The sequence below is a fragment of the Desulfoluna sp. HI9BLuna genome (genome assembly GCF_056829775.1).
This window is the reverse complement of the sequence record NZ_CP186555.1, coordinates 1,471,443-1,494,754: the sequence shown is the minus strand read 5'-3', so window position 1 is coordinate 1,494,754 and position 23,312 is coordinate 1,471,443. Positions and strand designations below refer to the sequence as shown.

At 58.1% G+C, this 23,312-nt stretch carries 17 protein-coding genes and 1 pseudogene; 6 read left to right on the top strand and 12 right to left on the bottom strand.

All coding sequences use genetic code 11. The features are described from left to right. Positions 1-342 precede the first annotated feature (342 nt). The 3 genes from ACOYW0_RS05915 to ACOYW0_RS05905 form a co-directional block, all read right to left on the bottom strand. On the bottom strand, positions 343-1,335 hold the full coding sequence (locus ACOYW0_RS05915; protein WP_482417628.1) for a sensor domain-containing diguanylate cyclase: 993 nt from the start codon (positions 1,333-1,335) through the stop codon (positions 343-345). A 239-nt stretch (positions 1,336-1,574) separates the two neighbouring features. Further along, positions 1,575-1,808, bottom strand: coding sequence for a MoaD/ThiS family protein (locus ACOYW0_RS05910; protein ID WP_482417627.1), 234 nt, complete (start codon positions 1,806-1,808; stop codon positions 1,575-1,577). Positions 1,809-1,909: 101 nt separating this feature from the next. Beyond that, on the bottom strand, positions 1,910-3,640 hold the full coding sequence (locus ACOYW0_RS05905) for an aldehyde ferredoxin oxidoreductase family protein (RefSeq protein ID WP_482417626.1): 1,731 nt from the start codon (positions 3,638-3,640) through the stop codon (positions 1,910-1,912). Positions 3,641-4,186: 546 nt separating this feature from the next. On the opposite strand from ACOYW0_RS05905, the gene ACOYW0_RS05900 reads away from it, so the two are divergent. The 5 genes from ACOYW0_RS05900 (at position 4,187) to ACOYW0_RS05880 (ending at position 11,476) form a co-directional block, all read left to right on the top strand. Continuing rightward, a complete protein-coding gene (locus ACOYW0_RS05900) occupies positions 4,187-5,551 on the top strand; it encodes an MFS transporter (RefSeq protein ID WP_482417625.1) in 1,365 nt (454 codons plus the stop codon). A gap of 433 nt (positions 5,552-5,984) precedes the next feature. Further along, the gene (locus ACOYW0_RS05895; protein WP_482417624.1) at positions 5,985-6,956 is read left to right on the top strand and encodes an ABC transporter permease; all 972 of its coding nucleotides are present in this window, start codon (positions 5,985-5,987) and stop codon (positions 6,954-6,956) included. A 9-nt stretch (positions 6,957-6,965) separates the two neighbouring features. Beyond that, positions 6,966-7,793 carry an ABC transporter permease gene (locus ACOYW0_RS05890; protein ID WP_482417623.1) on the top strand — a complete coding sequence of 276 codons (828 nt, stop codon included), beginning with the start codon at positions 6,966-6,968 and terminating at the stop codon, positions 7,791-7,793. Between the two features lie 12 nt (positions 7,794-7,805). Beyond that, positions 7,806-9,437, top strand: coding sequence for an ABC transporter ATP-binding protein (locus tag ACOYW0_RS05885; RefSeq protein ID WP_482417622.1), 1,632 nt, complete (start codon positions 7,806-7,808; stop codon positions 9,435-9,437). Between the two features lie 449 nt (positions 9,438-9,886). Beyond that, the gene (locus tag ACOYW0_RS05880; RefSeq protein ID WP_482417621.1) at positions 9,887-11,476 is read left to right on the top strand and encodes an ABC transporter substrate-binding protein; all 1,590 of its coding nucleotides are present in this window, start codon (positions 9,887-9,889) and stop codon (positions 11,474-11,476) included. Positions 11,477-11,746: 270 nt separating this feature from the next. On the opposite strand, the gene ACOYW0_RS05875 is transcribed toward ACOYW0_RS05880, so the two are convergent. The 3 genes from ACOYW0_RS05875 to ACOYW0_RS05865 all read right to left on the bottom strand — a co-directional run bounded on the left by ACOYW0_RS05875 (position 11,747) and on the right by ACOYW0_RS05865 (position 15,019). Further along, entirely contained in the window at positions 11,747-13,378 is a 1,632-nt protein-coding gene (locus tag ACOYW0_RS05875) for a methyl-accepting chemotaxis protein (protein ID WP_482417620.1), read from the bottom strand. Between the two features lie 486 nt (positions 13,379-13,864). Further along, entirely contained in the window at positions 13,865-14,494 is a 630-nt protein-coding gene (locus ACOYW0_RS05870; protein WP_482417619.1) for a hypothetical protein, read from the bottom strand. A gap of 135 nt (positions 14,495-14,629) precedes the next feature. Then, positions 14,630-15,019: a hypothetical protein gene (locus ACOYW0_RS05865; RefSeq protein ID WP_482417618.1), complete on the bottom strand. Its 390-nt coding sequence runs from the start codon at positions 15,017-15,019 to the stop codon at positions 14,630-14,632. A 238-nt stretch (positions 15,020-15,257) separates the two neighbouring features. On the opposite strand from ACOYW0_RS05865, the gene ACOYW0_RS05860 reads away from it, so the two are divergent. Further along, positions 15,258-15,812: an REP-associated tyrosine transposase gene (locus tag ACOYW0_RS05860; protein ID WP_482417617.1), complete on the top strand. Its 555-nt coding sequence runs from the start codon at positions 15,258-15,260 to the stop codon at positions 15,810-15,812. A gap of 12 nt (positions 15,813-15,824) precedes the next feature. Here the strand turns inward: ACOYW0_RS05860 and ACOYW0_RS05855 are convergent. From ACOYW0_RS05855 to rbsD, 6 genes and pseudogenes are all read right to left on the bottom strand, one after another. Further along, positions 15,825-16,791: pseudogene (locus ACOYW0_RS05855) on the bottom strand (IS110 family RNA-guided transposase). A 512-nt stretch (positions 16,792-17,303) separates the two neighbouring features. After that, positions 17,304-18,230, bottom strand: coding sequence for a ribokinase (gene rbsK, locus ACOYW0_RS05850; protein WP_482417616.1), 927 nt, complete (start codon positions 18,228-18,230; stop codon positions 17,304-17,306). Between the two features lie 278 nt (positions 18,231-18,508). Then, positions 18,509-19,390 (bottom strand): ribose ABC transporter substrate-binding protein RbsB, encoded by an 882-nt coding sequence (rbsB, locus tag ACOYW0_RS05845; RefSeq protein WP_482417615.1) that lies wholly within the window; start codon positions 19,388-19,390, stop codon positions 18,509-18,511. A gap of 250 nt (positions 19,391-19,640) precedes the next feature. Beyond that, positions 19,641-20,618: a ribose ABC transporter permease gene (gene rbsC / locus ACOYW0_RS05840; protein ID WP_482417614.1), complete on the bottom strand. Its 978-nt coding sequence runs from the start codon at positions 20,616-20,618 to the stop codon at positions 19,641-19,643. Next, positions 20,615-22,120 (bottom strand): ribose ABC transporter ATP-binding protein RbsA, encoded by a 1,506-nt coding sequence (rbsA, locus tag ACOYW0_RS05835; protein ID WP_482417613.1) that lies wholly within the window; start codon positions 22,118-22,120, stop codon positions 20,615-20,617. Before rbsA ends, rbsC begins: the two co-directional genes overlap by 4 nt. A 253-nt stretch (positions 22,121-22,373) precedes the next feature. Continuing rightward, the gene (gene rbsD / locus ACOYW0_RS05830; protein WP_482417612.1) at positions 22,374-22,793 is read right to left on the bottom strand and encodes a D-ribose pyranase; all 420 of its coding nucleotides are present in this window, start codon (positions 22,791-22,793) and stop codon (positions 22,374-22,376) included. Positions 22,794-23,312: the final 519 nt, after the last annotated feature.

Here is a 23,312-nt window from a genome sequence, read left to right as displayed (position 1 = left end):
TGGGGCACCTTGAAACCTTGTGGCGAATGCATGGCGGCCGTCATCACACACATGTTTTCGGCGTACTCGCGTGGCCTCTGGAATCGGGTCACCGATTTCGTCGGTGAGCATAAAAAAACCGGCCCAACGGGTCGGTTTTTTCTGGCATCCATCCTGTTTCTGGCTAAAATTCCCTATTCCCTATTCCCTATTCCCTATTCCCTATTCCCTATTCCCTATTCCCTATTCCCTATTCCCTATTCCCTATTCCCTATTCCCTATTCCCTATTCCCTATTCCCTATTCCCTATTCCCTATTCCCTATTCCCTATTCCCTATTCCCTATTCCCTATTCCCTAATTCCCTATTCCCTGTTTTCTTCTTTGAACCGCTTCTTGTCTTCAAACATGAGGGCATCGGATTCCAAAAGCAGGGAGTCGATGGTGTAAGGCTCTGAAGGCGTGCAGGTCCGGGTCCCGAAGCAGAAGGAGGGGGCCTTGATGTCGGGGTCACCTTCCAGGATGGCCTCAAAGGACCGGCGGATCCGGTTGACCAGCATGTCGGTTTCCGGCAGGGTTTTCTGGAGGGCCAGGAGCACGAATTCATCGCCTCCCATGCGGGCTGCGCAGTCTTCGATGCGGGTGGCCTCCATGAGGGCCCGGGCAAAGGCCCGGATGAGGCGATCGCCAGCCTGGTGCCCGGCGGTGTCGTTGATGTTTTTGAGGCCGTTGAGGTCAAAGAAGGTCATGGCGATGGAGAAACCGTTGCGGCGCGCCAGCTGGACCATTTTTCGGGCCAGGTCCATGAAGCCGCGGCGGTTGTTGAGCTGGGTCAGCTCATCCTTCAGGCTCAGTTCATGGAGTTTGCGCGTCGTGACCAGCTGGCTGAGGTCTCCGTCGATGACATACTTCAGCTGGTGCATGAGCTCGATATACTCATGGGGATGGTCTGTCTCCACGGTGTCCATGGTGCAGAGGGTGCCGAAGACCGTACCGTCGGGCCACTGGATGGGAACCCCGAGGTAGGATTTGAACCCGTATTCTGTGAACTCCGGGTTGTCTGCCCAGCAGTCGTCGTGGACGGCGTTTTTTACATACAGGGCTTTGTTCCGGGTGATGACATGGCGGCAGTAGATATTGACGTCCTGTGCCACTGCATCACCGGGTTTCAGAGGATTTTCAGGCCCCTTGTCCGCCAGCAGGGTTTCCATGCCCGCTTCATTGGCTTGTATCAACCAGGCACCGGGGGCTTTGTAGATGACGGCGATGAGGTCCACGAGGCGCTGCCACTTATCCAGAGGGATCTCCGGGGGCATGTGTTGGAAAAACGACGGCTGATCAAAGGGGGACTTGGGCATAACAGAATCTCCGGGTGCGGGTCAAACGGACGTTGCTGAAAAGACATACCAATTCAGGGCAGTATACCCTATTTTTACGGCGGCGTATAAACATTCGCGTAAAAATGATCGGGTCAGACTGGAATCGGGCGCGTGCATGGTGTTGATATGAATGAGCAAACAGGCAGGACGGCATCCCGGGGACGTGAACAAAGAAATACAGCTCTCCCTGGCATACCTGGCAAGGAAGCCCCCTGGGCTTACCCGCCACCCACCGGGGGGAAGATGCCAAGCCGGTCGCCGGCGCATAGCTCCCGGTTTCGGTCCGCGTGCCTGCCGTTGACAAAGATCAGCCGGACCTGCTCCTCCGGGAGCTTCAGGAGCTTGATGACATCGGCCACCGTGGTGTTGTCCGGCACCTCCAGGGTGCCGTCTTCACAGATGCCCTTCAGGTAAGGCCGGAGCGTGGCAAAGAGTTTGAGTTCAAGTTTCATAGGCTCATCGTGTTTGTGGTGTGGTTCCATGGGGCCCTGACACAAAGAGCCGCGCCTTATGGATGAAGGACGCGGCTCTCCGGTTGTCAGGGGTGCCTCGGCTACCCGAAGGAGAGGGTTCCGTCGAGTTCGTCGTCGGTGAAGTCCCAGGTCACGTTGTGGGGCTCCAGGTTCTCCTTGAACATGGCGGGCAGGCGATCATCGTGCTTGGTGAATCCAGCGGCACGGTTGAAGGCTTTTTCCGTCTCCAGGGTGTTGATGCCAATGGCCAGCACGTCGTCGGCAGTCAGGTTGGTGTCGTAGCGGGCGTTGATCATGTCCACGATCATGCCGAATCCCTCTTCGCTGTCCAGAACGGGGAAGGCCACAAAGATGCAGAGGCCTGCGGCGTCCAGGACGGCGGTTGCCACCTGGAGGTTTTTGGACACGTCGATGTTGCCCTCTTTTTTCAGGGCGTCCACGTCTCCGCCAACCTTGAGGATGTTCTGGCAGACACCGTATCCTGCGGTGTGGTCAGCGCCCATGGGGGTGGTAGCGTAAGTGACGCCCACGCCTTTGACGGCTCGGGGGTCGTAGGCGGGCAGGGCCTGTTTCTTGACCACGGGGATGCGGTCCACGCCCAGGGCCTGGCCGGTGAAGGCTGCGCCGTTGCCGATGATCTTGCCCACGGGGTCGCCGGTTTTCACCTTGTTGAGAAGGTCGATGGCCGCGGCCTTGTCTCCCCACTCAATGAGGCCACCCTCCATGGCCATGCCGATGGCCACGCCCGCGTCGATGGTGTCCAGGCCGATGTCGTCACAGAGGCGGTCCATCTCGGCGATGGCGTCCAGGTCGTCGATGAGGCAGTGTGCGCCGAAGGCCCATACGGTTTCATACTCGAACCCGGAGGTGAGGTAGTCCCCGTTCTTGTCGTGGTAGGCCTGGGAGCACTTGATGACGCAGCCCGGGTGGCAGCCTTCCTTGATGATGCCGCCGCGTTTTTCAATGAGCTCGGCCATCATCTCACCGCTGATTTTGTCTGCCTTGTCAAACCGGCCGCTTCGGAAGTTCTTGGTGGGCATGGCCCCGGCTTCGTTGACCACGTTGACGAGAATGGCGGTGCCGAATCCGGGAAGGCCTTCACCGGAGACGGGGTGGCTGGTGAGGAGCTTGGCCCATTTTTTTGCCACCTGGGAGAAGGCCTCCTTGTTGGCGGGCTTTACGCGCTCGCAGCCGGTATCGTCGATGACCATGGCCTTGATTTTTTTCGATCCCATCACCGCGCCCAGGCCTCCGCGCCCTGCGGCACGTCCGGGATTTCCCTTGGGGTCGGCCAGCTGGATGGAGGCGCCGGTGAGGCGCTGTTCCCCGGCGGGGCCGATGCAGGCCACGCCCACCTTTTCGCCGAACCGTTGCCAGAGGGTGGTGATCACCTCGGAGTTGGTCATGCCCACCAAGTCATCGGCGGGGAGGAAGGAGACCCCCTCTTTGGTGATATGGATCAGGCTGTAGTCCGCTTCCTCGGGTTTGTCCTCGATGACAATGGCCTGAATGCCCATGCGGGCCAGTTTCTGGGACACCAGACCGCCGGCGTTGCTCTCTTTGATTCCGCCGGTGAGCGGAGACTTGGAGCCCACAGACAGCCTGCCGGAGTTGGCGGCGGTGGTGCCTGAGAGCAGGCCGGGTGCGATAACGATTTTGTTGTCGGCACTCAAGGGATGGCACGTCGGCGGGACCTCGTCCATGACCATGCGGGACGTCAGGGCACGCCCCCCCAGGAGGGCATACCGGTCGTCCGGGTCAGAATAGGAAAATTCTTTCCTCTTGGTGTCGATTCTGAGAATTTTGTTCATGATGCGTTCCTCTCCAAAGTAAAACACAATGAAAAAAATGATGAAATTATCATCTCTTCATGCATACCACAGCCGGAACACGGGATAAATAACAAAAAGCTAATCTGCTTGATTTTAAAAGGTATTTATGTGTATTGTCTGGAATGACAACGGCTTGACACCCAGGGTTTGACCGGGTGCCTGAAAAGGAAAAAGCGGGTTGTGCTCTTACAGGGAAGAGCATGCTCGCAATGAGGCTTTCGATTCCTGAATTTGCGATCCGTTGTAACGTCTTGGGAAGAAAAGGGATCCCCGGGATTTCAGTGGAGCATCTGCCTGCGTATGAGGGGGTGGGTTCCCCCGGCTAAGGCTTTCGGGTTGTTTTTTTCTTTGTTAACCGGGGATTGCCGATGGGTCGCCCAATTCCTGGTATTTTACAGACCTAAAACGGTGAATTGTATTTTGGGCTTTTGAATGTCTTGAAATGTTTGGGTAAGTGGTTGTTGTGGCGGCGTATTAACTTTTTTTAATCGCTTTTATGAAATGCCCGGGCAAGGGGGATGTGCCATGCATGATGTGCCGGTCAGGTCACCATTTTCCGTCAGAAACGTTCGTCTTTTCATCGCCTTTCGTGTTTTTTTTACCGCCCGTTTTTACTACCCCGTGTTTTCGATTCTCTTCCTTGACTTCGGCCTCACCGTTTCACAGTTTGCCCTGCTCAACGCCGTGTGGGCCGGCGTTATCGTGGTGTCGGAGGTGCCCTCCGGGGCCCTTGCCGACACCCTCGGCCGCAAACGCCTGCTGGTGGCCACCGGGGCCATGATGGTGGTGGAACTTTTTCTCCTGTGCGTGGCCCCCATCCGCGGCGGAGGGCTCCTCTTTTCTCTTTTTCTGGTGAACCGGGTCCTGAGCGGTCTGGCCGAGGCCTCGGCCAGCGGAGCAGACGAAGCCCTTGCCTATGATGCCCTCAAGCGAGAGGGGATGGAAGAAGACTGGGGCCGGGTGCTTGAGGTCCAGATGCGGGTTCAGTCCGTGGCCTTTGTGGTGGCCATGGTCTTAGGCGGCCTGGTGTACGACCCTGAGGTGATGGGGCGGGTTTTCTCTTTTCTGGGCCTTGCGATCTCCGTGACCCAGGACCTGACCCTGCGCATTCCCCTTGTGCTGACTTTTGTCTTCGGGATCCTGACCCTTGGGTGTGCCCTGGCCATGTCCGAACCGGCCAACCCGGATCACACAGAGCAGCCCTCCACGGCGGAGGCTTTTGCAAAGACCCTGGAAGCCGGGCGCTGGATCCTGACCACCTCCTTTGCCCTTACGGTGATCCTGGCGGGCCTGATCTTCGACGGGGTGATGCGCATGGTGATCACCCTGGCAAGCCAGTACTACCGGGTCATCGGCATCCCCGAAGCGAGTTTCGGCCTTATCGGTGCCCTGGTGGCGGCCCTGGGCATCGTGGTGCCCAGGATCTCCCGTCAGCTGGCCGAGACCCGATCCCCACGCTACAACCTGATGGTGCTGGGAGTCCTTACCCTTGCCAGCCTTGCCTGGATGGCCTTTTTTCCCCCTTACCTGGGGATTGTTCCCGCCCTGGTTCTCTTCGGGGCCATGAGCATGGTGGCTTTTTTCGTCAGCCATTACCTGAACCGCCTGGCCCCATCTGAAACCCGGGCCACGGTGCTCAGCTTCAAAGGCCTGGCGTACAATCTCTCCTACGGCTTCCTGGGCCTGCTTTACGCCGTGATCGTCGCCATGGAGCGGCGTTCCCTTGTCTCTGTCGCCCCCGGGCTTTCCGGCCAGGGCCTCCAAGACCGCCTCTTCATGGATACCTTCTTCGTTTTTCCCCTCACCTTTGTCCTCCTCATGATTTTTTTCCTTCTTTTTGTTGTTGTTAAAAAAGACAAAAACGATTTGTCGCCGGGTGTGCCGTCGTGAGTTTTTGGGTGGAGAAGGTCGTCCTTGGTGGAGATGTGTTCAAGTGGTTTCTTTTTGAGCGTGTTTGTTCCTGCCTTGTGAATGAATAAACTTTTATGTATGCTAAGTAGATTTTAAAAATCAATGTTTATAGTTATGGAGGCGACAAAATCTCCACGAAAGCCTGGGAACCATCGCTGCGGTGTTGGGTCCCTCCGGTTTTCCTGCGTCCTGTTTCTGGGGCGGCTTGCGTGGATGGTTTTTGGGCCTTTGAGGTGTCTGTTCCAGGATCCGGGCTACAGATAAGCGATAAGGAGAAGTCCCTGACTTTCCTTTGGAAACCATAAAAGAAAGGAGAGAGGAGGTCCGGTGGATTCCGGGTCTTGTGTCATGCATCGACCACTTTGTTATGAAAAAAAGGGTGATGGATCGTGGTGGTCGTATGGCGCGTGTTATGAATGGTATTATCAACAATCCAATGGTAAGCATGGTGGCCCGGCGACTGGCCATCGGTATCGGGACCCTTCTGGTGATCTCGGTTCTTATTTTTGTCGGTGTGGAGGCCCTTCCCGGGGATCTCGCCGAATCGGTCCTGGGCCAGAACGCCCTGCCGGAAACCGTAGCGGCCTTTCGCGCCGAACTGAACCTCGACCTTCCGGCCCATGTCCGGTACGGGACCTGGCTGTCTGAGGTGGTCAGGGGAGACTTCGGAAACTCCCTTGCCAGCGGAAAACCCATCGCCGATCTCATCGGGTGGCGGTTCAAGAACACCCTGTTCCTTGCGGCGACCACGGCCCTCATTGCCGTTCCCCTGGCGCTCTGCCTCGGCATGCTCGCCGCATTGTACCGGGACACCTGGATGGACCGGTTTCTCTCCATCTCCACGTTGAGCGCCATCTCCTTTCCTGAGTTTTTCGTGGCCTACATTCTCATTACGCTATTTTCAGTTAACCTGGCTCTTTTTCCCAGCATCTCCACCCTGACCCGCGACATGTCCCTGGCGGTGAAGCTGCACACCATTACCCTTCCCTGCATCACGCTGACCTTGGTGGTCCTGGCCCACATGATGCGCATGACCCGCGCTGCCATCATCAATGTGATGGACCTTCCCTTCATCGAGATGGCCCGCCTCAAGGGCATCTCGCGGCGACGGATTGTCTTTGCCCACGCCCTGCCCAACGCCCTGGCTCCCATCATCAACGTCATCGCCCTGAACCTTGCCTACCTGGTGGTGGGGGTGGTGGTGGTGGAAGTTGTCTTTGTCTATCCGGGGCTGGGACAACTCCTGGTGGACTCTGTCTCCAAGCGTGATTTGCCCGTGGTGCAGGCCAGCGGCCTGATTTTTGCCGTGACCTACGTGGGCCTGAACCTGACGGCGGACGTGTTGTCCATGGTGAGCAACCCGCGCCTGCGGCATCCGAAATAGGGGGGGGATATGAAACAGGTTTTAAATACATTGAAGAGCATGCCGCCGAGTGCCCTGTTCGGGGTGGTGGTCATCGCGCTGAATCTTTTTGTCTTTTTGGTGGGGCCTTATGTGGCCCCTTACGGTGAGACGGAGGTGGTGGGGGATGTGTGGCTCTCCATGGGGCCCGGCCATCTCCTGGGCACCGACCATATTGGTCGGGACATGCTGACGCGCCTGATCTATGGCGCGAGAAACACCATCGGCATCGCCCTTCTGATCACTTTCATTGCTTTTGTCTCCGGTACGTTTCTGGGCCTTGCCGCCGCCACCTTGAAAGGGTGGGTGGACCAGGTCCTGGGGCGACTCGTGGATATCGTCATGGCCTTTCCTCCCCTTATTTTCGCCCTTATGGTGCTGTCTGTCATGGGCACTTCGGTGACCGTGCTGGTGGTGGTCCTCTCCCTGCTGGACTGCACCCGGGTGTTTCGCCTGGCCCGGGCCGTTGCCATGGACGTGGAGGTGATGCCCTATGTGGAGGCCGCCCGCCTGCGCGGCGAAGGGCTCTGGTGGGTCATGCGCCGGGAGATACTGCCCAACACCCTGCCGCCCCTCATCGCCGAGTTCGGCATGCGGTTTTGCTTTGTGTTTCTTTTTATCAGCGCCTTGAGTTTCCTGGGCCTTGGCTTTCAGCCACCGGCCGCGGACTGGGGGAGCATGGTACGGGAAAACGCCGGAGCCATCACCTTCGGGATCCCCGTAGCCCTCTGGCCCGCTTCGGTGATCGCCGTCCTGACCATCGGGGTGAACCTGGTGGTGGACTGGTTTCTCAACAGGCAGGGCAAATCAGCGCAGTAAAGGAGACAACGCATGGCAACACAGAAGAAAGAGAAGAAAAATGGTATGCTTACCATGACCGATATCCATATTTCAGGGGGCCAGGGGGAGCGCCGGGAGGAGATCATCCACGGCATCGACCTTACCCTCAAGCGGGGGGAGGTGCTGGGGCTCATCGGCGAGTCCGGGGCGGGAAAATCCACGCTGGGCCTGGCGGCCATGGGGTACATTCGCTCCGGGTGCGAAGTGACGAAAGGCTCCATCGTCTTTGACGGCATGGACCTCATGACCATGTCCCCGTCGAAGCGGCGAAAACTCTGGGGGCCCCGTATTGCTTATGTGGCCCAGAGTTCCGCAGCTTCCTTTAACCCGGCCCATACCCTGATCCGTCAGTTCACCGAGGTGCCCCTTCAGCACGGCATCGCAGGAAAATCCCGGGCCGAGGAGAAGGCGGTGAAGCTCTACGATCGCCTCAACCTTCCCCAGCCGGACCAGATCGGGTACCGGTATCCCCACCAGGTCTCCGGGGGCCAGCTCCAGCGGGCCATGGTGGCCATGGCCATGGCCGCAGACCCGGACATCATCATCTTTGACGAGCCCACCACCGCCCTGGATGTGACCACCCAGATCGAGGTGCTGGCCGCCATCCGGGACGTGATCCGCGATAAGAACACGGCCGCCATCTACATCAGCCACGACCTGGCCGTGGTGGCCCAGATGGCGGACCGGATCATGGTACTTAAAGATGGGAACCTCGTGGAGGAGGGGGAGGCCGAAGCCCTTTTGGACGACCCCAAAGAGAGTTACACCCGGGATCTCATTTCCGTGCGCCTGGACAAAGGAAAAAATCGAAAAGGAAAGAAGGCAGGTGAGACGCTCTTGAAGGTTGACGGCATCACCGCCGGGTACAAAAAAGGGGAGCGGGTACTCAAGGAGATTTCCCTTCACGTGGAGCGGCAAAAAACCGTGGCCGTGGTGGGGGAGTCGGGCAGCGGCAAGAGTACCCTGGCCCGGGTCATCACCGGCCTTTTGCCCCCGTCCAAGGGGCGGATCCGGTTCGGGGGGGACCTGCTCAAGCCCAAAACAGCCCAACGGGACCGGGAGACCTTACGGCGTCTCCAGATGATCTACCAGATGCCCGATGTGGCCTTAAACCCGCGCCAGACACTCCTTGAAATCATCGGACGGCCCCTTGTCTTCTATTTCGGTATGGACAAAGAGGCGGTGCGGGATCGCGTCTGTGAGTTGCTTTCCATGGTGGAGCTTCCCGAGGTCTACCTGCAACGCTACCCTTCCGAGCTTTCGGGCGGGGAAAAACAGCGGGTCTGCATCGCCCGGGCCCTGGCGGCCGAGCCCGATCTCATCATCTGCGACGAGGTGACCTCGGCCCTGGACCAGCTCGTGGCCGAGTCCGTGCTGACACTCCTTCGGCGCCTGCAAAAGGAGCTTGGCGTCGCTTACCTGTTCATCACCCACGACCTCAACACCGTGAAAGCCATCGCCGACGAGGTGGTGGTGATGCTCAAGGGGCGCATCGTGGAGCAGGGCCCGCGGGCTGACGTCCTCAGTCCGCCCCACCATGCCTACACTGAAAAACTTCTTGCTTCCGTGCCGGAGATGGACACCGACTGGCTCGATAACTACCTCGAAGGGAGCGTGGCTTAGGACAAAATAAACGTAACTATTCAGCCTGCCTCCGGTGGGTGCAGAAATATTTTAGGGCATAGCCCTTATCACAAACGATGGCTCGATACGCATGAACGCGGATTCGGCCTGAAGCGTTTTCTTGTGCAATTGTTTTTGCCCGCACCCTAACCCGGGGTCACGCAGAACAGAGGTAGGGTGCGCTTGCGCACCGCCGAAGGACCGCAACGGTTATGTAAAGCCATATCCGGGGTCACGCAGAACAGAAAAGGCAAAAGACCTTGGTTTTCGGATAAAATGGTGCGCAAGCGCACTACGGGATATCACATCACACGCTGTGAAGGTCCTTCCGGCTGTCTGAGGCAGATTGAGCTGAACCGTTACCTTTACTCATGTTTCAGGCGTTGGCTTTCGGCAGCGCCGTCAACCCCGGTGCGATACGCACCGGAGAAAGGAATCTGTAAAGACGTATGCATGCATTAAAGGAGTTGGAAACACAGTTGGAGAAGGGGCGCATCTCGCGCCGAGAGTTCATGCGACGCACAGCAACACTGGGGCTTGCCCTGGCCGTTGCTCCGTCCATCTTTCCCCTGGGGGCACAGGCCGCACAGGGACCTACGCGGGGAGGTCGCCTGCGCGTGGGCATGGGGGGCGCCTCCACCACGGATACGCTTTCACCCGCGGTGATGACGGACATGATGATCCAGACCCTTGTCTACGGGCAGCTGGGCAACAGCCTCATGGAGATCGACAACGAAGGGCGTGCCGTTCCCGAGCTTGCCGAGAGTTATGAAGCCTCGGCCGATGCCGCCACCTGGGTGTTCCGCCTGCGCAAAGGGGTGACCTTCCACAACGGCAAGACCATGACCGCCGATGACGTAATCCACTCCATCAACCTGCATCGGGGCGAGAAGAGCACCTCAGCGGCCAAGGCCATTGTGAAGCCCATCAAGGAGATCGTCAAAGAGGATGCCTACACCGTGCGCATGGAGCTTGCCTCCCCCAACGCCGATTTCCCCTACATCCTCACGGACTACCACCTGGTCATCGTCCCCGAAGGCCACGACGGCACCGACGGGATCTTCACCGGCGTGTATCGCCTCAAGGCCTTTGAACCCGGGGTCCGCAGCCTCACCGTGCGAAATGCCGATTACTTCCGGGACGACAGGGGCTGGTTCGACGAAGTGGAGACCCTTGCCATCAACGACATCAATGCACGCACCAACGCCCTGAAAACCGGTCAGGTGGATCTGATCAACCGGTGTGAGCTCAAGACCCTTCGCTTCCTGGAGCGCACGCCCGGCCTTCAGCTCATCAAGCAGACGGGCTACAGGCACTACACCTTTGCCATGCACACGGACGTGGCGCCCTATGCCGACAACAACGTACGCATGGCCCTGAAGCACGCCGTGGATCGTGAGCAACTGGTAAAGACCGTGTTCCGCGGGTACGCCGTGGTGGGTAACGACCACCCCATCAGCACCGGCAACCGGTATCACGCAGGGGACCTGCCCCAGCGGGTGTACGATCCGGACAAGGCAAAACACTACCTGAAGAAAGCGGGGATGGACAACCTGAAGGTAGGCCTTCACGTGGCCGATGCCGCTTTTCCTGGTGCCGTGGATGCCGGGGTTCTCTTCAAAGAGAGCGCGGCAAAGGCAGGCATCGATCTGAACGTGGTGCGTGAGCCCAACGACGGTTACTGGAGCAATGTCTGGCTCAAGAAGCCCTTTTGCGCCGTCTTCTGGGGCGGGCGTGTCACCGAGGACATGATGTTCTCCACCGCCTATGCCGACAACGCCGCGTGGAACGACACCAACTGGAAGCACAAGCGGTTCAACGAACTCCTGGTGTCGGCCAGGGGCGAACTCGACGAGGCCAGGCGAAAGCAGCAGTACGGAGAGATGCAGCGCCTGGTCAGGGACGAAGGCGGGGTCATCATCCCGGTCTTCGGCATGGACATTGCCGCTGCAAGCAGCAAGATCGGGCTCAACAAGCCGGCGGTGAACTGGGAGCTGGACGGGTTCCGATGTGCCCAGCGCTGGTGGTTCAAGGCGTAATGATGTGCCGTCTATGGTCAATGTTTCTGGAAAAAGCATGCCTCCGGCGGCCCTGCCGGGGGCCAAGCTTTTGAAAAGCTTGACAAACAGGCCTTAAAAAAAATCATTCCAGGCTTCGCCGAAAGACATTCGTTATTTTTGCACCCGCCCTTTGTTTTGATCGCCCTTCGGGGCGATCAAAACAAAGGGCGGGTGTATTTGGAAAGTTTTTTGCGGAGCTTTTTTTCAAAAAAGCGACCCGCCGGAGGCAAACTGAATAGTTACCGTTTTTTATATGCTGAATGTGGCGATTCTTTTTTTGAGGCGGGAGCCGATGTCTGCCAGGGCATCGGCGTCCCGTCCCACGGAGACGGCGGTTTGAAGGATATCCCGGGAGGCTCCGTCGATTTCCGAGATATCCCCTGCGATCTCCTGGGCGGCGATGGTGCCTTCGGCCAGGTTGCCGTTGACTCCCTCAATGCGTCCGGAGGTTCGGGCCAGGCGCCCCACAACCTCCCGGGTGGCGGCGGATTGCTGGTCCACGGCTGTGGCGATGTCGGAGATGATGGTGTCGATGTCGTGGATAATTTGAGCGATGTCTTCGATGCCCTCTGCCGTGATCCGGGTGGTTTTCTGCATGCCCGACAGGTGATCGTGGATGCCCAGGGTGGCTTCGGCGGTCTGTTTGGACAGGGCTTTGATTTCGTTGGCCACCACGGCAAATCCTTTGCCTGCGGCACCGGCCCTGGAGGCTTCGATGGTGGCGTTTAAGGCCAGGAGGTTGGTCTGGTTGGATATTTCGGTGATGGTTTCGGCCACGTGGCTAATGTCCGTGGCCGATTGGGTGAGTTCCCGGATCCTTGAGGAAGAGGCTCCGGCGGTGGATACGGCGCGCTCCGAAATGGATCTCGCCTTTTTTGTTTTGGAGGCGATGTTGTCCATTGCAGCCTGCATCTCTTCGGTGGCCGCAGCCACCCGTGTGAGGTTGGCGGTGGCCTCTTCGGAGGCCGTGACGATGGCGCTTAAGGTGGCGCTCATCTGGGCCCCTGCCGCAGCAACGGTGCCGGAGCGGTTGGCGGTGCTTTCGGCGCTGCGAGTCATGATACCGGAGATGGCGTCCAAATTGGCCGAGGCAGAGACCAGAGCGTCTGTCTCCCTGGACACCTCCCCGACAATGGCGTGGATGTTGCCCACAAAGACGTTGAACCAGTGGGCCAGCTTGCCGATCTCATCCCGGTTTTTCACGGGGAGGCGGACGGTGAGGTTGCCGTCCTTTGAGGCGATGTCTTCCAGTGCCCCGGAGAGCACCCGCACCGGCTGCACCAGTTTTTTGATGAGAACGCTACCCAAAAGCACCAGGCTGGAGATGACCACGATTCCTACGCCCAGGTTCAAGCGCCTGGACCGCGTGATAAGGGTTTGTTTTCTGTTTTTTTCCCGTGCTGCGATATCGGCTGTGATGGTCTGGCAGGACCGGGCATGGGCGACCATGACCGGTTCCAGCTCGGTTTTTCGCACCTGGTAATCCGGGGTGCCGTAAAGGGTGGTCAAATGGCGGAAATCGGTGATGTAGGCATGAATCTCCCCTGTGGCCCGGGCAAGGGGTTCCCGGTACACCGCAGGCACCGCGCGGCCTGCACGGTCCAGCAACTCCAGGATGATCTTGCAGTGGGCTTCCCATTTTTCCAGGGAGTTTCTTGTGTCCTTGCCATGGGCTTTGAACCCGCGAAGTTGAAAGTTTTTTTCCTGCCGCCTGCACTCCAGGATGCGGGTGTTCATTCCCTCCAGGAGTCCCAGGGTTTGATCGATGGCAACGATCCCACCCATGGCCAGGTTGGAATGGATGCAGATAATGGAAACGCCCACCGTTATACCGATGAGCAGGACGACCGCTTTTTGCCTGATGGTAAGCTGCTTTGGCATGTGTATCTCCACCATGGTCAATCATCATTTCGTTCAAGTCTTACGACTGACCAGTGAGCAAGTTGCATACCAAGGGCGGGCATGGCTTCTGCGGAGGGAAGTGACGTGAAATAAGGGGCTAATCGAGGCGTAGGGCCTGTGGCTTCGGTGACGGTGGGATTTATCTGTCAGGAGGATTGGCAGGGTGTAAAGAAGAGCGGCACAGCTGGTAGACGAACGCCGGACACAATTTATGAACTCATGTGACTGGCCTCACCCCGAGATCGAGGGGTGAGGCCAGACCCGAGCTGGGGCATCAACCCGTGATGCAGGAGACCGTGAGGTTAAATCGCCAATGGGCAAGTAGCGACAACGTATCCTGTTTCTTCGAAGCGTGTAAGCCAGCCCGCACAAACCATCAGCGTTTCTGTCGGGCGATACCCGGGACAAAGCGCAAGGGCAATATGCTTTCGAGGTGGCTCACCTCGCCGCCGGAGGCAGGTTTTTTTAAATCCAGCCCAGGCCTCCGAAGACCGCTGCACAGGCAAAATCAAAGGCAAGGATGGAGGAGACCACCTTGACACGCTGCCGGTCGGTTTCCATGTCGTGGACCCAGAAGGAGACGACGAAGAAGGGGAGGTAGCCGATGAGGAAGATAAAAATGGGAAACTTGATGCTCCACCAGGCCCAGTCCCAGGTGAGGGCCCCGATGGCGTTGAGCACGCATTCCACCACCACGCAGGCCGTTGTGAAGAGGATGATGTAGAAGGAGCGGTTAGGGACTCCCAGGATTTTTTTGTCCTTGTCGGCGGGAAGGCTCTTGACCGCGGCCACGCCCATCACCATGAACATAAAGAGAATTTCGATGTTCCAGCCGATGAGGATGATGTAGCTGGAGTCTGCCGGGGCACCCCACACCGGGGCGTATCCGGTGAAGTGAAAGACCAGGGCGTTCCAGAGTTCGTTAAAGAAATCCATGCCGATGAACGCAAGGCCCGCCAGGACCACCTTCCAGTTTTCCTTGCCCATCTCCACGGAGTAGACATAGATCACGAGAAGAAGGATTGGAATAAGGGTCCATTGAAAATGAGATGTGTCCCTCAGGGCGGCAAGCCCCTGCTGAGCGGCCGGTGTCATAGGCTGGTCCTCCTTTGGTTTACTTCGCTATGTGAGAATGGATATAAGATATTCCATGGTTATCGGTGTTCAGGGTTGGGTGTCAATGAAAAAATGAACAAAATGATAAAATGTTCATTTGTCGTGCTTTTGGTTTCAGTCTTTTGTCATGCGAAGCAGGGTCCACTCCACGTGATGGGCGTCCTTGATGTCCACCGGGACCTTGCCCTTGAGGGTGGCCTTGAAGGCCTTTTTTTTCATGGGAGGGATGGTGCATCGAACCTTGGCGGTGCCCAGGGGCTCACCAAAGACGTTGCAGAACGAGACCTCGGCGGTGAGAGAAATTTTCTGTCGGGTGGTGTTTTCAATAACCCCTGATGCCTTGGACCGGTAGGTTGCCGCCCCCGAAGGTGGCGGGGTGAGGGCCAGGCGGTCGTAAGCCAGGTCCCGGTTGATGGTGCCCCGGGTAAAAAAAGCTGCGGTAGGGGACGCATGGATCAGGCCGATGACAAGGCAGAGGGCCAGAACGGACAGGGCGCGTTTCATGGTGTCTCCTTTGATGTGGGAAAAGGGCAGGGGGATGTTGTCAAAAAAGGGGGGGATTGGGGGGAATGTGTTGTGATGAAAGAGGTAACATGATGCGTGGCGTTGGGCAAGGGGAATGAGGTGAAGGGTAGGGTGCGTGACCGACGGTGTGGTGGGTAGGGTGCGCTTGCGCACCGCCGAAGCGCCGAAACGGTCATGTAAACTGGTATCTTGTGTGGGTATTAAAAAAGGAGGGAGAATGCCAAATTATCGACGCGAGAAGATTGCTGGCGCCACACTTTTTTTCACCGTGGTCACCCACATGCGTCGGCCGATTTTGTGTGAGGAACCTGTCCGGACGGCTTTGAGGGAAGGGATCGAGAGGGTGAGGACTGTTTCTCCGTTTACCATCGACGCGTGGGTGCTTCTTCCCGACCATTTGCATTGCATCTGGACCCTGCCGATGGGAGACGGGGATTTCAGCCTCCGGTGGGCAAAGATCAAGCAGCATGTGACGGCTTCTTGCGAAACGTGCTTTTATCGGGATGAGATGATGTCCGAATCGCGGTCGCGCCGGGGTGAAGGAACGATCTGGCAACGGCGGTTCTGGGAGCATCGGATCCGCGACGACCGTGATTTTGAAACGCACATGGATTATATCCATTACAACCCGGTGAAGCATGGCGTGGTTGAGGTGGTTTCGAAGTGGCCGTGGTCGACTTATCATCGGTACGTTGCACAAGGGGTGTATCCCCATGATTGGGGTGGGGCCGATATGCCATGTCATGCGGGAAATTTCGGGGAATCGGGGTAGATACTGTCAAAGTCACGCATTATGTAGTGAATGGTCAAAAGGCGTTTGTTTTTTTAAAACACCAAATGCAACATGGATTAACTTTCTCATCATAGCAGTGATGATTACCTTTGGTGCCTTGCCAGATGCAAGGAGTCGCTCTTTGAATCGGCCACCCCACTCTGTTCTGTAAATGGTAACCATTGCAGGCATATATAAGGCTTTTCTAATTGATTTATGGCCAACTTTCGAAATCCGTTGCTTCATCTTAACACTGGAACCAGATTCATGGTGACGTGGGTCTAACCCAACAAAAGCAGCAACTTGGCGAGCTGTTTTGAAGTTGTGTGCACCAGCAAGAATGGAGAGGAGAACAGGCACTGTGACTTTCCCAAGTCCCGGTATTGAATCCAAAAAGGTCTTTTTTTGCCTTGAGATCTGGATCATCATCAATGACCTGTTTTATTTTCTTTTCAATCTCTTTAAGCTCAGTCTTGAGATGGAGAATAACAGACTCAATGCTGCTTTTTACGGCATCGTTAGCAACATGCAATCGGTTGTTTTCCTGTGAGATCATAGAGATAAGGGCCTCACGCCTTGCAATGAGAGCACGTACTTTTTTGACGGAAAGGGGAGGAGGCGTCCATAATGCTGGGTTTTGATTGGCGCAAAACTCGGCAATAATTCGAGAATCCACAGCATCAGTCTTTGTCCGAATCAACATTGAAGTTGCATATGATTTAATTTGCAACGGATTCATGACAGAGACAGGATGCCCCTTCTGGTGTAGGTAATCAGCAAGATCCTCCCAGTAAACGCCGGTGGCCTCCATGCAAACATGTGGCAATGGCTCAGATTTTTGACGAGCTATCCATGTGCTGAGTTGTTTGAAACCACTGGCATCATTTTTGACAACTTTACTTCGAAATTTACCGTTGGAAAGGCGTAGGGCAACATCCAACTTGGCCTTGGAAACGTCAATACCTATAGCTGTTTTCAAAGAATCCTCCCTGCGTGATCAACCTTGTGAGTGCGGGCTGTCGGTTATACCGAGCCAAAGATACTGTTCGATCTTTCGCTGGAGAAGAAAATCGCTGCATAATCTACGTCACGGGCTTGTGCCCAAGGGTGCGCACGGCATGCGATTTTCTGGATTATTACCGAGTTAAATGTGGCACGACATACATTGCCATAAGTTGCTTGGGGGCCTGGCTGCACCGGAGGTGCTCAGCGTCACCCCATGGTGCCAACTCCAGTCGCCCTTCGGGCTCCTTTCGTTGGCACCATGGGGTGACGCTGAAAGGCCCTGGCCGAATTGCCTCTGAAGCATAGAATGACATAAACGCTAACACAAGGGTGCGCTTGCGCACCGCCGAAGGGCCGAATCGACCGTGGAAGCCGATGCGCGTGTGAGCCCCTTGCATCTCATAGGCATGGCAAAGGGGTAGGTTTCCCGGGCATGGTGCGCAAGCACACCCTACATGAGCCGCGTGGCCGACGGCTGGGTGGTAACTACCTTTGCTTTCGGAGAAAATCCTCGGCCTCCTTGCGCGTGGGGATGGAGGTCTGGGCCCCCATGCGCGTGACCGAGAGGGCGGCTGCGGCGTGGGCAAAGGTGACGGCTTCGGCGAGTTGTTCGCCCCGCTGGAGGGCCGCCATGAGGGCGCCGTTGAAGGTGTCCCCGGCGGCGGTGGTGTCCACGGGGGTGACGTGGAATCCGGGGACCACGGCACCCCTGCCCTTGGCACTCACAAAGGCGCCTTTGGAGCCTAAGGTGATGATGGCCGTGTCCACCCCCATGTCGTGGAGGCAGGCGGCGGCTTCCATGGCGCTGGCGGCGTCGTGGATAGTGATGCCGGTGAGGGAAGCGGCTTCGGTTTCGTTGGGGGTGATCATGGTAAGGTGTTTTAGGAGCTCTTTGGAAAGGGGGCGGGCCGGGGCCGGGTTCAGGGCCACGGGCACCCCTGCTTTTTTTGCCTCTTCTGCGGCCATGATCACCGTCTCCATGGGGGTTTCCAGTTGCATGAGAAGGGCCGAGGCCCTTCGGATGAGCCCCAGGTGCGGGGCCAGGCGTTCGGGCGTCAGGCAGGCGTTGGCCTCGGGCGAGATGCCGATGCAGTTTTCCCCGCTCTCCGCCACAAAGATCATGGCCATGCCCGTGGGCATGGCCTCCTCGGTCATCACCCCTTGGATGTCCATGCCCTTGGCCTGAAAGGCATCCTTCATGCGGCGACCAAAGTCGTCTTCCCCCACACAGGCGATAAAGGCGGTCCTTGCCCCGAGCCTCACGGCCGCCACCGCCTGGTTCGCCCCCTTGCCCCCGGGCACCACCCGATACCCGTGGCCCGTCACCGTTTCCCCGGGCCGGGGAAGCTCCTTTACCTGCAATATATGGTCGGCGTTGACACTGCCCAACACAACCAACGGCTTATCTCTCATCCCATATCTCTCCCAAGTATTTAACTTAAAAGCTGGCTTTCTATGGTTAACGTCGGCTCAAAAAGCCAGCCTCCGGCGGCCAGGTGGGGGCACCTGGAAACCCTGTGGCGAATGCATGGAGGCAGACACCATGCGAAGGCTTTCGGGGCATTCGCGTGGTGTGTGACATGTGGCGGCCGTTTCTGCCGGAGAGGCCCATTTCATTCACAAAACCTGTTTGTCAAACTTTTCAAAAGTTTGGCCCCCGGCAGGGCCGCCGGAGGCATGCGTTTAGCTTTTTACTCTGTAATGACCTTCAACGGCACGGGAATATACGGATCCACGGCGTTGCCTTTGAGGACGCCCACAGCGGTTTCCACGCCCAGGGCGCCGATAAGGGCGGGTTGCTGGGCGATGGTGGCGGCCATGTCGCCGCGCTGGACGGCTTTGATGCCGTCTTCGGTGCCGTCAAAGCCCACGACCAGGGCTTTTTTATTGGCTGCTTGCAGGGCGCGGATGGCGCCTAAGGCCATTTCATCGTTCTGGGCGAAGACGGCCTGGACATCGCCGTGGGCGGCCAGGAGGTTCTCCATGACGTTGAGGCCTTTGGTACGGTCGAAGTCAGCGGGCTGGCTGGCGATGATGGTGAGTCCGTTGGCCTTGGCGGATGTGAGGAACCCTTTGCCACGGTCCCGGGCGGCGGAGGTGCCTGCCAGGCCTTCAAGCTGGATCACCTTGGCCCCTTTGCCCAGCCTGGCTGCGATGAAATCACCTGCCATGGCGCCTCCCTGGACGTTGTCAGAGGCGATGTGGCTGGCCACCTTGCCCCGGCTGGCGCCCCGGTCAAGGGTGAGGACAGGGGTCTTGGTCCTGTTGATCATGCGGATGGCGTTGGAGACCGCATCGGAGTCCGTGGGGTTGATGAGGATGGCCTTGACGCCGCGAACAGTGAGGTCCTCCACGTTGGCCAGCTCTTTGCTGGGGTCGTTCTGGGAATCCAGCACGATGAGGGAGACGCCCAGCTCGGCGGCTTTTGTCTCTGCCCCGTCTTTCATGGTGACGAAAAACGGGTTGTTGAGGGTGGAGACCACCAGGGCCAGGGTGTCTTTGGCCATGACCGGGCCAGAGATCCCCAGCACCACGATAAGGGCTGTGAGCAAACCGGTTGTTTTTTTCATCATGAAACTCCTTGGTAATGATTTTTTTCGTTTCCAGGCGGCCGGAGGCAATAGGTTAAATCGACAATGGACAAGCAGCGACAACGTATCCTGTTACATCGAAGCTTGTGAGCCATCCCGCACAAACCATCAGCATTTATGTCGGGCGATGCCCGCGTCGAAGGCCCTTGCGCTTTGGCCCGAGGAACGAGGGACAAAGCGCAAGGGCAATCAGCTTTCGAGGTGGCTCACCTCGCCTCCGGAGGCGTCTTTTCTATGTCTTGCTGCGGGTATCCACCAGCACGGCTAGGAGGATCACCACGGCTTTGGCGATCATCTGGTAGTAGGAGGAGACATCCAGCAGGTTGAGGGCGTTGTTTAAAAATCCGATGATAAGAGCACCGATGAGGGTTCCCATGATGGTGCCTTTGCCTCCCATGAGGCTGGTGCCGCCCAGGACAACGGCGGCGATGGCGTCCAGTTCGTAGCCTGCTCCTGCGGTGGGTTGTGCCGAGGAGAGGCGGGAGGTGATGATGAGCCCTGCCAGGGCGGCGAGGAAGCCGCAGATGGCGTAGACCGTGATCTTGACGCGGTCGGTGTTGATGCCGGAGAGGCGCGTGGCTTCTTCGTTTCCGCCCAGGGCGTAGATGTAGCGGCCCAGGCGTGTGTGGTTGAGGAGGTACCAGGCCAGGCCGAAGGTGGCGGCCATGATCCAGACGGGAACCGGGATGCCTATTAGGTAGCCGGTGCCGATGACGGCAAAGGCGTCGGCCGTGTCTGTGAAGCCGGTGGAGATGGGGCGCCCGTCGGTGTAGACGAGGGTGAGGCCCCGGACCAGGGTCATGGCCACGAGGGTGGCGATGAAGGCCTGGACCCGGCCTTTTGCGATGATGATGCCGCTCACGGCTCCCACGGCGGTTCCTGTGGCAAGGGCGGCTGCCACGCAGAGTGCCACGGGAAGTTCCATGGCGATGAGACTTGCTCCTACGGCCCCTGACAGGGCCAGGATGGAGCCCACGGACAGGTCGATGCCGGCGGTGAGGATCACCAGGGTCATGCCCACGGCCATGATGGCGTTGACGGCGGTCTGGCGCAGGATGTTGAGGAGGTTTGCCGCGGTAAAGAAGTTGGGGCTTAAAAAGGAGACGATGACGATCATCACCAGCAGGGCGATGAGGGACTTCTGTTCGATGATCCGGTCCTTCAGGGTCGCTCGCCCGCCTGTGGGGGCCTTTGATTCGTTGGTGGTCATGGGGCATCGGTCTCCATGCGGCCCACGGCGCAGGCCATGATGTGTTCCTGGGTGGCGTCTTCCGCGCTGAACTCGCCGGTGACGCGGCCCTGGTGCATCACGATGATGCGATCACTCATGCCGAGGATTTCGGGCATCTCCGAGGAGATGAGGAGGATGCTCATTCCCTTCTCTTTAAAGGTGTTGATGAGCTGGTAGATCTCTTTTTTTGCGCCCACGTCCACGCCCCGGGTGGGCTCGTCCAGGATGAGCACCTTGGGGCGCGTCATGAGGCCTTTGGCGATGGCCACCTTCTGCTGGTTGCCGCCGGAGAGGTTGCCCACGGCCTGGTTCCGGCTCGGGGTTTTGACGGCAAAGCTATGGATGAAGTCGTCCACGGCCCGGCGCTCTTCGTCGTGGTCGAGGTTTCCCATGGGGGTGCTGAAGGTCTGGAGGGCGGCCAGGGTCATGTTCTCTTTGACGCTGAGCATGGCCACCAGGCCGTCGGCTTTCCGGTCTTCGCTGATGTAGGCGATGCCCGCGTCGATGGCATCCTTGGGGCTTTTGATTTTAAGGGGTGCACCAAAGAGGCGGATGGTGCCCCGGGTGACGGGGTTGGCACCGATGACGGCCCGCATGAGCTCGGTGCGGCCCGAGCCCATGAGCCCTGCCACCCCCAGGATTTCGCCGCGTTTTACGGAAAAAGAGGCCCCGTTGACACCATGGGCTGCAAGGTCGGTGACCGTAAGGCTTGTTTCCTCCGGGGTTGTTTGGACCCTGGGGTACTGCTCGTCCAGGCGGCGGCCCACCATCATCTCGATGAGGGTCTCTTCGTCGATGTCCGACACGGGGCGCTCTGCGATGAATTTTCCGTCCCGGAGCACGGTGACGTCGTCGCAGATTGCGAAAATCTCGGCCAGGCGGTGGGAGATGTAGACGATGCACCGGCCTCCGGCCTTGAGTTCTTCGATGACTGCAAAGAGGGCCTCGGTCTCCGTGTCGGTGAGGGCGTCGGTGGGTTCGTCCATAATGATGACCCTGGACTCAAAGGAGAGGGCCTTGGCGATCTCCACCATCTGCTGGGCCCCGATGCCCAGGTTACCCAGGCGGGTTTTGGCGTTGTGGGGCACCCCGAGTTTTGCCAGTAGGCGGTCTGCCTCGGCGAACATCTCGCGCCAGAGAATCCGGCCGAAGCGGGATGTTTTTTCCCTTCCCAGAAAGATGTTTTCCGCGATGGTGAGTTCCGGCAGGAGGTTGAGTTCCTGGTGGATGATGCCGATGCCCGCTTCCTGGGAGTGCCTGGGGCCGGGGAAGCAGACCTCTTTGCCGTCGTAGGTGATCGTCCCGGCCTCGGCCCGGTAGATGCCGGTGAGCACCTTCATGAGGGTTGATTTTCCCGCGCCGTTTTCCCCCACCAGGGCCATGACGCGGCCGGGGGTGACGGAGAGGTTCACGCCGTCCAGGGCCTTGACGCCGGGAAAGCTCTTTTCGATACCCGAAAGGTGCAGGATGGGTTGGGGCATGGGATCGCTCCAAACATGTCATCGGGTTGAACACATGGGATACACCTGGCCTTCGTGTGGGAACACCGGGATCAGGGTATGGGAGCAAGGGGGGGGATGCGTATCAGGTCAGGCGTCAATTACAGTATGATTCGAGCATACCACATTTCGGCTTGTTTTAAAGGAACGCAAGCCCCGGGTACCGTCCGCTGCTGCGGATCCGAGACAAGGTCACCGGGGCTTGCGTCAAGGACTGTGGCGTGTTCCGTTGATTTTAAAATCGGACCCCGGCCTTGAGGATCACGTTGGCGTATGGGGTAAACTCCCCGGTGCGCACCACGGCCCGGCACCGTTTGGTGGCAAGCTTGAAGGCCTCGTGGCGAACGGCAAGGATGGGGATTTCCCTGCCCTGGGCCTCTTCTTCCTCTTTGAGGAGGGCCATGAAGGCGTCGTGGAGCTCCGGGCTTTTTTCGGGGAACTCTTCGGCCATCTCCACCGAGTCCAGGGTCATTTCCGAGAGTACGGCCTTGACGGTGTCGATGAACGAGGGGATGCCGCGGCTTAAGGCCAGGTCGATGCGCCGGGTCTCGGCGGGGATGGGCAGCCCTGCGTCGCAGACACAGAGTCCGTCCAGGTGTCCGAGTCGTGCCACGGCGTGGCTGAGTTCCGAGTTGATGAGTGTGCCTTTTTTCATGAAAAAAATCCCAGTCTATTCCGTTTTATGTCTGCGTCTGTGCCTTTGTCGGGGCTTTTGAGCCTCAAAAAAGGCACCGGGCGATTTTGCCATGGCGGGCGAGGGCGCGCGGGGTGTCCGCACGGCCCGAACGTTGATTGCAACAACGCCCTGATCACTGATTTTAGTTCAATGTATCAGACAGGGAACCTTTTGCGCAAACGGTTCCCTGTGTACCTGCTTCTGGAGGGCGATGGGATGCCTTGCGTTTTCTTGCTTGGATTTTCCTTACACACGATTTGAGATCTCCTTTTCAACAAAGGGGGATACCGGCTGGAGCCATGACATTTTTCCATTGATCCCTGTGCTGTCACCCGGTGGGGTGTCCGATGCGTTCGTAAACAATTTTCACGGCCCGGATTGGTTTCGCAGAGCATCATATGGCGGGGCTTTTTGGGGCCGGAATGTTGCAAACCGAAAAGGTTTGGTTCCTCTTTGTGAGCGGTGCGGGGTTTCTTGTCAACCATCGGTGATCAGAAG

What these genes read in the sequence shown, in the direction of transcription:
- ACOYW0_RS05875 (WP_482417620.1), bottom strand. Translation starts at nt 13,378, where the DNA reads ATGCCAAAGCAGCTTACCATCAGGCAAAAAGCGGTCGTCCTGCTCATC.
- ACOYW0_RS05900 (WP_482417625.1), top strand. Translation starts at nt 4,187, where the DNA reads ATGCATGATGTGCCGGTCAGGTCACCATTTTCCGTCAGAAACGTTCGT.
- ACOYW0_RS05880 (WP_482417621.1), top strand. Translation starts at nt 9,887, where the DNA reads ATGCATGCATTAAAGGAGTTGGAAACACAGTTGGAGAAGGGGCGCATC.
- ACOYW0_RS05905 (WP_482417626.1), bottom strand. Translation starts at nt 3,640, where the DNA reads ATGAACAAAATTCTCAGAATCGACACCAAGAGGAAAGAATTTTCCTAT.
- ACOYW0_RS05870 (WP_482417619.1), bottom strand. Translation starts at nt 14,494, where the DNA reads ATGACACCGGCCGCTCAGCAGGGGCTTGCCGCCCTGAGGGACACATCT.
- rbsC (WP_482417614.1), bottom strand. Translation starts at nt 20,618, where the DNA reads ATGACCACCAACGAATCAAAGGCCCCCACAGGCGGGCGAGCGACCCTG.
- ACOYW0_RS05895 (WP_482417624.1), top strand. Translation starts at nt 5,985, where the DNA reads ATGAATGGTATTATCAACAATCCAATGGTAAGCATGGTGGCCCGGCGA.
- ACOYW0_RS05910 (WP_482417627.1), bottom strand. Translation starts at nt 1,808, where the DNA reads ATGAAACTTGAACTCAAACTCTTTGCCACGCTCCGGCCTTACCTGAAG.
- rbsK (WP_482417616.1), bottom strand. Translation starts at nt 18,230, where the DNA reads ATGAGAGATAAGCCGTTGGTTGTGTTGGGCAGTGTCAACGCCGACCAT.
- ACOYW0_RS05915 (WP_482417628.1), bottom strand. Translation starts at nt 1,335, where the DNA reads ATGCCCAAGTCCCCCTTTGATCAGCCGTCGTTTTTCCAACACATGCCC.
- ACOYW0_RS05865 (WP_482417618.1), bottom strand. Translation starts at nt 15,019, where the DNA reads ATGAAACGCGCCCTGTCCGTTCTGGCCCTCTGCCTTGTCATCGGCCTG.
- ACOYW0_RS05890 (WP_482417623.1), top strand. Translation starts at nt 6,966, where the DNA reads ATGAAACAGGTTTTAAATACATTGAAGAGCATGCCGCCGAGTGCCCTG.
- rbsA (WP_482417613.1), bottom strand. Translation starts at nt 22,120, where the DNA reads ATGCCCCAACCCATCCTGCACCTTTCGGGTATCGAAAAGAGCTTTCCC.
- rbsB (WP_482417615.1), bottom strand. Translation starts at nt 19,390, where the DNA reads ATGATGAAAAAAACAACCGGTTTGCTCACAGCCCTTATCGTGGTGCTG.
- ACOYW0_RS05885 (WP_482417622.1), top strand. Translation starts at nt 7,806, where the DNA reads ATGGCAACACAGAAGAAAGAGAAGAAAAATGGTATGCTTACCATGACC.
- rbsD (WP_482417612.1), bottom strand. Translation starts at nt 22,793, where the DNA reads ATGAAAAAAGGCACACTCATCAACTCGGAACTCAGCCACGCCGTGGCA.
- ACOYW0_RS05860 (WP_482417617.1), top strand. Translation starts at nt 15,258, where the DNA reads ATGCCAAATTATCGACGCGAGAAGATTGCTGGCGCCACACTTTTTTTC.